A 9,269-nucleotide genomic window follows, 5' to 3' on the forward strand; every position below is an offset into this window, starting at 1 on the left:
GGCGGGCCACTGACACACCCACGGGACGTCAGCTCCCCTGGCGGCAATGCATCGGCACCTCCTGCTCCTGGCGAGCGGTTCAGGACACCGGGCGCTGCCAGGTCGCGTTCCAGGTCTGCTCCCCCACGATGCCGTCCACCGTGAGCGGCCAGCCGTGGGCGGTGCTGTCCTGCTGGAACTGCTCGCAGATGCTCCGGCTCTCCGAGCCGTACCAGCCGTCCACGGTGATCGGCCAGCCGCGGTCCGCCATCCGCTGCTGCCAGTCGCGGACGTTGGCGTCGTTCAGCAACGGGTCCTGCAGCCGCAGGTACTCCCCCGGCCACGGCGGCGCGGCCGACCCGCCCGCGGAACCGCCACGAGAACCGCCGCCGGGCCGCGGAGCCCCGCGCTGGACCCATGCGTAGAGCGGGTCGCCCGGGCAGTCCGTCGGATAGCCGTCCCGATGCCCCTTGATCTCGGGCCCGGCACCGCCCTGCTGTTGCAGCCACTCGATGGCGTCGCGGATGCCGTTGAGCATGTCGTTGGTCGGCTGGGTCAGGCCGGAGTTGCCCACCATGCCGCAGACCGCGTAGTGGGCGACATTGAGCGGCTGGTTGCCGTTGGCCCCGGTCTCATGGTGCAGACCGCGCCCCTCGAAGACATATGCATGGGGACAAACCACGCAGTTGTATGCGATGTCGATCCAACCCTGGCTGGTGTCAGCCATGTGCGCCGCTTGGATGTCGCGCACCCTGCCCGCGCACCACTCGTGATGGCTCACCAGGTCCGCAGGCACCGGATCACCCTCGTAGTGGACCTTCACGCCTTGAGTGCTCGCGACATACGTCCAGGACTGCTTGGGCGGCCGGGCGCCCCATTCGGCACGGGTCACCAGTTTCATGGAAGCCTCCTCCCCTGACGGGCCACCAGGTTCCATCAGCAAGGTAAGCCGAACCGCCGACATCCCGAGCCTGCTTGCCGCAACGTTAAGCCGAACGGGTGCCGCCCTTTCGCAGGAAGTCGAAACGGGGGCCCGAAGCCCGGGCCGTAAGCTGGGCAGCCCCCACAGATCCACCCCCGAGGAGCCCCCACATGACCGCGCCACGTCTTCGGCGGCCCGCGAAACCGCGGGAGGAGGTGCTGGCCGTGGCCATGGCGGCGATCGCGGAGCACGGGCTGGCCAAGCTGACCATGGCGGGGCTGGGCAAGCAGGTCGGGATGAGCGCGGGGCACCTGCTGTACTACTTCGGCAGCAAGGACCAGTTGCTGCTGGAGACCTTGCGGTGGAGCGAGGAGCAGCTCGGCGAGCGGCGGCGGGCGGCGCTCGGGCGGCCCGGGGTGAGCGCCTGGGAGCGGTTCGGGGCGTACGCGGATCTGTACCTGGCGGACGGACCGGGGGATCCGCGGTGGATCCTGTGGGTCGAGGTGTGGGGACGGTCGCCCGGGAGCGCGGAGCTGCGCACCGGGCAGTTGGAGATCGAGGCGCCGTGGCAGGCCGATCTGGAGGCGCTGATCGAGGAGGGGGCGGCGGCCGGCGAGTTCCGGGGCGGGACGGCGGCGGAGCGGGCCGAGCAGGTGCGCGCGGTGCTGGACGGGTACTCGGTGCCGCTCGCGATCGGGCTGCCGGGCGTGGACCGGGAGCAGTCGCTGAGCCGGGTGCGGGCGGTGGCGGCGGCGCTCCTCGGTGCGGCGAACGGTAGTTGACCTGCGGTCAGTCGGTCCAGAGGGCCACGGCCGTGCGGTCGTCCGCGAAGCCCTTGGCGCGGACCTGGATCTGGCGCAGGAAGTCCACGGTGCCCGGCGGGTGGGGGTGCGACCAGTGGGTGGCCAGGAAGTGGCCCACTGCGGGCTCCTGGGCGACGGGATCGGCCAGGCCCGAGGAGCAGAGCAGCAGGATGTCCCCGGGGGCGGCCGGGACCAGGCGGAACCGGAACGGCCGGGCCTCGTGCGGCGGCGCGGGCGCCGCGTCTTCCTCCCCGGCAGGGCGGTGCAGCAGCCGGGCGGCGTAGGCGTCGATCCAGTGGCCGGAACGCAGCAGGTAGAGGCCGCCCGGGCCGAGGCCGAAGGCGGCTCGGTGGCCGGCCTCCGGGTCGAGGGGGATCAGCAGGCAGTGCAGCGCGCCGGCGGTGTCCGGGGCCGCGGTGCGCAGGCCGGCCGCGGCCCCGGCGGTGAGGCGCTGCAGGCCGTAGCGGAGCCGGTCGCGGGCGCCGGCGCGCAGGTCGGCGGCGAGTTCGGCGCGGCTGCGTCCGATCGCCCCGGCGAGGTGGGTGACGGCCTCCTGCACGGCCCGGGAGGCCGCGGCGGCGCCGGGGCAGGGGTCGGGTTCGGCACCGGCCGGCGGCGCGGTGCGCGGGTCGACGGCCGCCGGCGGGCGGGCCCGGCTGCCGAGGACGGCGAGCAGCAGGCCGTCGGGGCCGTCGCCGAACCGGGTGAGCAGCAGTGCGTCGGTGCGGGGTTCGCCCCGGTAGCGGGCGGAGTCGCCGCGGATCGAGGCCGCGCGCACGGTGAGTCCCGGGTACTGGGCGCCGTCCAGGGCGGTGTCCGGGACGACGGCGGTCAGCTGCTCGGGGGCGGCGGGCAGCAGGGTGGGTTCCGGGCTGTAGGTGGGCGGGCGGGAACCGACGTGCGGGGCGGTGGCGGGCGGCTCGGGTGCCGGGGGCCGGGCGGGCGGCTCGGGTGGCGCGGGTGGCACGGGCGGCGCGGGTGGCGCGGGTGGCGCGGTGCCGAGTGACGGGGTGGCAGCGGGCCCGGGGACGGGCGCCGGCTCCTCGGGGACCCGCAGGGGCCGCGGTGACTGCGGCGACCGCAGTGGCCGCGGTGACTGGGGTGGCTGCGGTCGCCGCGGTCGTTTGGCGAGGGAGACCCGGGCAGCGGGATCAGCAGCGGGAGCCGGGGACTCGACGACGGGAGCCGCAGGCTCGGGCGCGGCGGCAGACGGGTGCTCAGTTACGGGAGCCGGCGGCTCGGGTGCGGCGGATTCGGCCGGCCCGGTGCGTTCGACCGGTTCGCGATCGGGCTGACGGCCGACCAGTCCGACGACGGAGGCGATCGAGTCGAACCACTCGTCGACGCTCCCGTTCCCGCCCTCCGCCTCGGGGGTGTCGGGCAGCCGGCCGGCCGGCCCCTCGTAGACCCGCCCCCACCAGGCGTCCGCCGAGCTGGTCGAGGCGGCACCACCCTGCTCGGTCATCTGGCGACTCCTCACGGTCTGCGGGTGGCGGGCCAGTCGTCATTCTGCCCACCGGCGGGCACGCTGTCCGGGGTTTCGCAGGGATCAGGCCAACAGTCGGAAGGCCGGATTAAACCGAAACTGGGCCCCCAACAGGGGGACCATTTCACCCATACGGCTGACTAATATGTGCGCATGACCGCGCCAGGACCTGTCGAACCCGCCCCGGGGAGCGCTGCTGTCGCACGCCGTCCGGGTGATGGGACGTGGGCCCTGTCGCTGATCGGTCTGCTGGTCGCCCTGCTGGTGGCGCTCCCCTGCGCGGGCTCGGCCATGGCCGCCGTGCCGTCCGCCGGGGGCCTCCCCGCCGGCACCGCCCCGGCGAGCACCGGGCCCCGCACCGCGAACAGCGGGACCGCCCTCGGCGACGCCGCCCGGAGCACCCCCTCCACCGCTCCGGCGCGAACCCTCTCCGTGCCGTTCGACCAGGCCTGGTGCTCCTCGGAGGCCCCGCCGCCCGGCCCGGGCCACGGCTGCTCAGGCGATTCGTGGTTCGACCGGCAGGCGCAGCTGCCGAACGCCCCGCCGCAGCCGGTCGGGGCCGCGCTGCCCCGCCCCGCCCCGCCCCGCCCCGCGCCCGTGACGGTGCCTGCGGTCGCGGTGGCCTGGCCGGCCCCCACCCCTGATCTGCACCTGCTCCAGGTCAATCGACCCTGAGCGGAACCCCCGCAGCCGGCCCGCACGGCCGTGGCACCGGCTCCCGTCGGCGCCCCGGCCCACACGGCTGGTCCGCGGTCCCGCCCTGCCCTGTTTACCTCTCATGCCGCCGCGCGCCCTACCGCCGGCGGGGACAAGGAAGATTTCCGTGGGTTCCGCCTCCCAGCAGACCAACTCGTCCGGTTCCAACAAGGTGCGACCCGGCAAGCAGGCCGCAGCGGACCGCCGCGAGCGGATCGCCAAGCTGCGTGCCGAGGAGCAGCGCCGCGAGAAGCGGATGAAGATCATCGCCTTCTCGGTCGCCGGCGTGCTGGTCGCGGGCACCATAGCCGGCGGCGCGTACATCATCATCGACGCGCAGAACAAGCAGCACGCCAAGGCGGAGGCCGCCAAGGCACCGATCCCGGGTGTGAAGACCTGGAACAACCTGAGTCGCAACCACGTGCAGGGCACGGTGAACTACCCGATGACCCCGCCGGTCGGCGGTGACCACAACCCGGTCTGGCAGACCTGCATGGGCAACGTCTACACCCAGCCGCTCCAGAACGAGCACGCGGTGCACTCGCTGGAGCACGGCGCGGTCTGGGTGACGTACAACAACAAGGCCACCGCCGCCGACATCAAGATCCTCTCGGACAAGGTCAAGGCGACCCAGTACTCGATGATGAGCCCCTACCCGACCGAATCGGGCACCATCACGCTCAGCGCCTGGGGCACCCAGCTGGTGGTGGACAGCGCCACCGACCCTCGGGTCAACGAGTTCTTCACCAAGTACGTGCAGGGCCCGCAGACCCAGGAGCCCGGCGCGTCCTGCAGCGACGGGCAGATGTGATGAGCGACGACGACCTGACGCCCGAAGAGCTCGCGGAGTTCGACGAGCCGGCGGCGCCCGTCAAGCGGCGCCGCACGCTCTGGTGGCCGGCCGCGCTGGCGGCGGTGGTCGCGCTCTGCCTGGGGGTGCCGGCGCTGGTGGTCGGCGGCTCCTCGGCCTCCGGCACGGTGGCGGCGGCGCCGGCCACCGACTCCCCCGAGGCCGGCTTCGCCCGTGACATGGCGACGCACCACCAGCAGGCGATCGACCTGTCGTTCATCGTCCGGGACCGCACCGGCAACGACGAGGTGCGCAACTTCGCGTTCGACATCATCAACACCCAGGCCAACCAGCGCGGCATGATGATGGGTTGGCTGGACCAGTGGGGTCTGACCCAGAACTCCGCGGCCCAGCCGATGGCCTGGATGAAGATGCCGATGAGCTACCAGGCGCACGACGGCTCGCTGATGCCCGGCATGGCGACCAACGCCCAGATGGACCAGCTGCGTTCGCTCAGCGGCAAGGACGCGGAGATCCTCTACCTGCAGCTGATGATCCAGCACCACAAGGGCGGGGTCGAGATGGCCCAGGGCTACGTGGACCTCGCGCAGAACGCGGCCGAGAAGCGGCTCGCACAGTCCATGGTGACGGCGCAGAGCTCGGAGATCCAGCTGATGACGGACATGCTGGCCGAGCGCGGGGCCAAGCCGCTCCCGGACTCGACCAACATGTGAGCGTCCACTCCGTGATCACCGGACCGTGGTCGTGAGACGGGGTCTCAGCAGGCGGAACGCCGGCTGAGACCCCGTCCGTTCACCGGATACGCTGTCGGCCATGTCAGCCGCGTCCCCCCGCACGCCCAAAGAAGCCCCCGACTCGGCCGGTGCCGCCGGCGAGGCGCTCGCGTTCGAGCGCGCCCAGCGGCTGACCGACGTGGTCACCCGGCTGCGCCGGGCCCTGCGCAGCAGCATCCGCACCGACTACCCCTGGGAGTCGCTGCCGATGGCGCAGGTGGAGCTGCTGCAGACGCTGGCGATCGCGCCGCTGCGGGTGGGTGAGTTGGCCGCCCGCCAACGGCTGGCGCCGAACACGGTCAGCGGGCTGGTCGGCAAGCTGCTGGAGGCGGGTTTCGTCGACCGGCAGGCCGATCCCGGCGACCGCCGCACCGCGCGGATCGCGCTCACGGAGGCCGGTCACCAGCAGCTGGCCGACTGGCAGCACGCCCACGAGCGCCGGATAGCCGCCGCGCTGGCCACCCTCTCCCCCGCCGACCACGACGCGGTGATGGCGGCCCTGCCCGGCCTGGAGCAGCTCGCCAAGGCGCTCGCCGGCAACGGGCAGCGGGAACCCTGAGGCCGCAAGGCGTTCCCACCGTTGCTGCTGTCACTGGATCCGTACCACGCCCTGGACCGTGGAATTCGATTCTGCCGAGCACGCTGGAGCCGGACCGTTCCGGTTCAACAATCCGGAGCCCGATGTGCGCGCGGGTGCGGCCGTCGTCGCATCCATTCGTGAGCTGGACGCCGACCGTGTCCCGGCTTGGCGGCCGCTGGCCCCCCCCTTCTCTGCCCGCTTCGCTGCCGTCCCGCCTCCGCTGCCGGCCCCCGTCAGCCCGCCGCCGCCAGCGCCCACAGCTGGTGCACCGCGTAGGACCGCCACGGTGCCCAGGCGCGGGCCGCCCCGGCGGCGGCCTTGGGGTCGCCGGCGGCGCCGAGCCGTCGCAAGCCGTGGCGGACGCCGATGTCGCCGGCCAGGAAGACGTCCGGGTCGCCGAGCGCCCGCATCCGCAGGTAGCCGACCGTCCAGGGGCCGATCCCGCGCAACGCCAGCAGCTGTTCGGCCGCCTGTTCGCGGTCGACCCCGGCGTCCAACCGGACGCTGCCGTCCGCGAGGGCGGCGCACAGGCCGCGCAGCGCGTTCTGCCGGGCGGTGGGCATCGCGAGGTCGGCCGGGTCGGCCTCGGCGAGGGCGGCTGCGGTCGGGAAGAGCACGGTCAGGCCGCCGCTCGGTTCGGGCAGCGGGGTGCCGTAGCGGGCGGCGAGCCGGCCGGCCAGGGTGCGGGCGGCGGCGACGGTGACCTGCTGGCCGAGCACGGCCCGGACCGCCAGTTCGTGCGGGTCGACGTGGCCGGGCGAGCGCAGTCCGGGGCGCGCGGCCACGGCGGGTCCGAGCAGCGGGTCGGCACCGAGCTGCTCGGCGACCGCCTCCGGGTCGGCGTCCAGGTCGAAGAGCGCGCGCAGCCGGTGCACGGCGGTGGTCAGGTCGCGCAGGTCGGCCAGCCGAAGCCGGCAGTCCAGCCAGCCGCGGGTGACCGAACCGCTCGAAGCGGGGGAGTCGACCTCGGCGACGGCCGGACCGTGCGGCAGCGCGAGGGTCCGCCGGTAGGTGCGGATGCCGCGCTTGCCGGGCACCACCTCCTCCACGCCGGGGACGGCACGCAGGGCGAGGAAGTCCATCAGGTGTTCGGCGTCGATCGCGCCCCGGTAGGCGAGGCGCAGGCTGAGTGCGCCGGCGGTGGCGGTGGTGGCGAGCTTGGTGCCGCTCTCGGTGCGCAGCGCGCTCGGTGTGCGGTCGTACACCTCGCGGACGGTGTCGTTGAACTGCCGCACGGAGGCGAAGCCGGCCGCGAACGCGACCTCGGTGACGGGCAGTTGAGTGGTCTGCAGCAACAGCCTAGCGGCCTGGGCCCGTTGGGCGCGGGCCAGCGCGATCGGGCCCGCGCCGAGCTCCGCGGTGAGCTGGCGCTGCAACTGGCGGGCGCTGTAGCCGAGTCGGGTGGCGAGGCCGGCGACGCCCTCGCGGTCCACCACGCCGTCGCCGATCAGCCGCATCGCGCGGCCGACCAGGTCGGCGCGGTGGTTCCACTCCGGCGAGCCCGGCACCGAGTCGGGGCGGCAGCGGCGGCAGGCCCGGAACCCGGCGCCCTGGGCGGCCGCCGCGGTCGGGTAGAAGGTGCAGTTGACCCGCTTGGGGGTGACTGCGGGGCAGCTCGGGCGGCAGTAGATGCCGGTGGTGGTGACGGCCGTGAAGAACACGCCGTCGAATCTGGCGTCCCGGCTGTCCACTGCCCGGTAGCGGGTCTCGTCGTCGATCACGTCCTCCAGTCTGCGCCTCCCGGGCGGGTCGGACTGGCGGGAATCGGACATCACCGTCCGGCCCGTCCGCCCCACCCGTCCGTCGGGCCCGTACGTACCCCCGGTCCGCCCGCCCGGGAGCCAGGAGGAGCGCGGTGGCTACTTCGGCGCGCGACTGCCGTGCCACGGGCGGATGTTCCCCCGGGCGTTCTTGGAGCGCGCCTTCCAGGTGCGCTCCCGCTCGGCGGCCAGCCGCGCATCGGAGCGCGAGGCGATCCACTCGTTCTCGCGCTGCAGCTTGAGGTAGCTGTCCCAGCGCCGGTGCGCCAGCGTGCCGTCCGCGAGCGCCGCCCGGACGGCGCAGCCGGGTTCGGTGCGGTGCGAGCAGTCCGGGAACCGGCAGGCCTCGGCCAGCTCCTCGATCTCGGCGAACGCCTGCTGGAGCCCTTCGCCGCCGTAGAGGCCGACGCCGCGCAGACCGGGGGTGTCGATCAGTACGCCGCCGCCGGGCAGCACGAACATCTCGCGGGTGGTCGTGGTGTGGCGGCCCTTGTTGTCGCTGTCGCGGGTCCGCTGGACGGCCATCACCTCGCTGCCCAGCAGGGCGTTGGTCAGGGTGGACTTGCCGGCGCCGGACTGGCCGATCAGCGCGGTGGTGCCGCCCAGGCAGGCGCGCAGCACGTCGAGGCCTTCGCCGGTCTCGGCGCTGACCACCAGCACGGTGGCACCGGGGGCGATCTGCTCGACGTCCGCCCGGATGTACTCGGCGTCGTCCACCAGGTCGGCCTTGGTGAGCGCGATCAGCGGCTCGGCCCCGCTCTCGTGGGCGAGGGCGAGGAACCGTTCGACCCGGCCGAGGTCGGGCTCGGCGGCGAGCGAGACGGCGATCACCACGGTGTCGACGTTGGCGGCGAGCACCTGGCCCTCGGAGCGCTTGCCGGCGCCCTTGCGGACGATCGCGGTGGCCCGCGGCAGCACGGCGGCGACGGCCGTCATCGGCTCGGCGTACGGATCGACCGCCACCCAGTCGCCGGTGCACGGGTTGTCGAGGGTCTCGGCGCCGCTGACCGGGCGGGTGTCGGCGCGCACGGTGGTGAGGGCGCCGGTGCCAGGGTCGGCGATCACCGCGTCGGCCTGGCCGCGGTCGACCCGGACCAGGCGGCCGGCGACCAGGCCGGCCTCGGCGAGTGGGGCGAACTGCTCGGTCTGCCGCTCGGTCCAGCCGTAGGCGGCGAGCAGGTCCTCGGAGGGGACGGGCAGGTCCTCGGAGGAGACGGGCAGGTCTTCAGAGGTGGAAAGTGCGTCGAACAACGCGGATGAGCCCTTCGGGAGCTGTGGTTTTCCCGGGGCTGAGCGAATCGTCAGCCGGCAGCCGGGAGGAGGTGGAGGTGGGGGCGAGTGCTGCGCGGGGCAGCGGTGAACGCGGTGACAGCCATGGGCCCACCTCCTGTTTCTGCTCCCGGACCGTGGACCGGCCCTGACGGTGGATCACCTGCCGGTGACCGCTTGCGGACGGCAG

General features: G+C 73.9%; 9 protein-coding genes. 5 read left to right on the plus strand and 4 right to left on the minus strand.

Annotated features, from left to right (window positions below; all coding sequences use genetic code 11):
• Window positions 1-79 precede the first annotated feature (79 nt).
• Complete coding sequence (locus LN042_RS26020) at window positions 80-880, minus strand: peptidoglycan recognition protein family protein (RefSeq protein ID WP_230053800.1); 801 nt, start codon at window positions 878-880, stop codon at window positions 80-82.
• Between the two features lie 191 nt (window positions 881-1,071).
• On the opposite strand from LN042_RS26020, the gene LN042_RS26025 reads away from it, so the two are divergent.
• A complete protein-coding gene (locus LN042_RS26025) occupies window positions 1,072-1,683 on the plus strand; it encodes a TetR/AcrR family transcriptional regulator (RefSeq protein WP_230053801.1) in 612 nt (203 codons plus the stop codon).
• Window positions 1,684-1,690: 7 nt separating this feature from the next.
• Here LN042_RS26025 and LN042_RS37385 read toward each other — a convergent pair whose 3' ends face one another.
• The gene (locus LN042_RS37385; protein ID WP_283843909.1) at window positions 1,691-3,169 is read right to left on the minus strand and encodes a protein phosphatase 2C domain-containing protein; all 1,479 of its coding nucleotides are present in this window, start codon (window positions 3,167-3,169) and stop codon (window positions 1,691-1,693) included.
• Between the two features lie 174 nt (window positions 3,170-3,343).
• On the opposite strand from LN042_RS37385, the gene LN042_RS26035 reads away from it, so the two are divergent.
• The 4 genes from LN042_RS26035 (at window position 3,344) to LN042_RS26050 (ending at window position 6,029) form a co-directional block, all read left to right on the plus strand.
• A complete protein-coding gene (locus tag LN042_RS26035; protein ID WP_230053803.1) occupies window positions 3,344-3,865 on the plus strand; it encodes a hypothetical protein in 522 nt (173 codons plus the stop codon).
• Window positions 3,866-4,013: 148 nt separating this feature from the next.
• Window positions 4,014-4,697, plus strand: coding sequence for a thioredoxin-like domain-containing protein (locus LN042_RS26040; RefSeq protein ID WP_230053804.1), 684 nt, complete (start codon window positions 4,014-4,016; stop codon window positions 4,695-4,697).
• Window positions 4,697-5,410: a DUF305 domain-containing protein gene (locus LN042_RS26045; RefSeq protein WP_230053805.1), complete on the plus strand. Its 714-nt coding sequence runs from the start codon at window positions 4,697-4,699 to the stop codon at window positions 5,408-5,410. The genes LN042_RS26040 and LN042_RS26045 overlap by 1 nt, the downstream gene beginning before the upstream one ends.
• Before the next feature lie 100 nt (window positions 5,411-5,510).
• On the plus strand, window positions 5,511-6,029 hold the full coding sequence (locus LN042_RS26050) for a MarR family winged helix-turn-helix transcriptional regulator (protein WP_230053806.1): 519 nt from the start codon (window positions 5,511-5,513) through the stop codon (window positions 6,027-6,029).
• Window positions 6,030-6,283: 254 nt separating this feature from the next.
• Here LN042_RS26050 and LN042_RS26055 read toward each other — a convergent pair whose 3' ends face one another.
• Both LN042_RS26055 and rsgA read right to left on the minus strand, forming a co-directional pair.
• Entirely contained in the window at window positions 6,284-7,822 is a 1,539-nt protein-coding gene (locus LN042_RS26055) for an AlkA N-terminal domain-containing protein (protein ID WP_230053807.1), read from the minus strand.
• Between the two features lie 87 nt (window positions 7,823-7,909).
• Window positions 7,910-9,061 carry a ribosome small subunit-dependent GTPase A gene (rsgA, locus tag LN042_RS26060; protein ID WP_372495820.1) on the minus strand — a complete coding sequence of 384 codons (1,152 nt, stop codon included), beginning with the start codon at window positions 9,059-9,061 and terminating at the stop codon, window positions 7,910-7,912.
• Window positions 9,062-9,269: the final 208 nt, after the last annotated feature.

It is taken from the genome of Kitasatospora humi, assembly GCF_020907985.1.
Classification (GTDB): domain Bacteria; phylum Actinomycetota; class Actinomycetes; order Streptomycetales; family Streptomycetaceae; genus Kitasatospora; species Kitasatospora humi.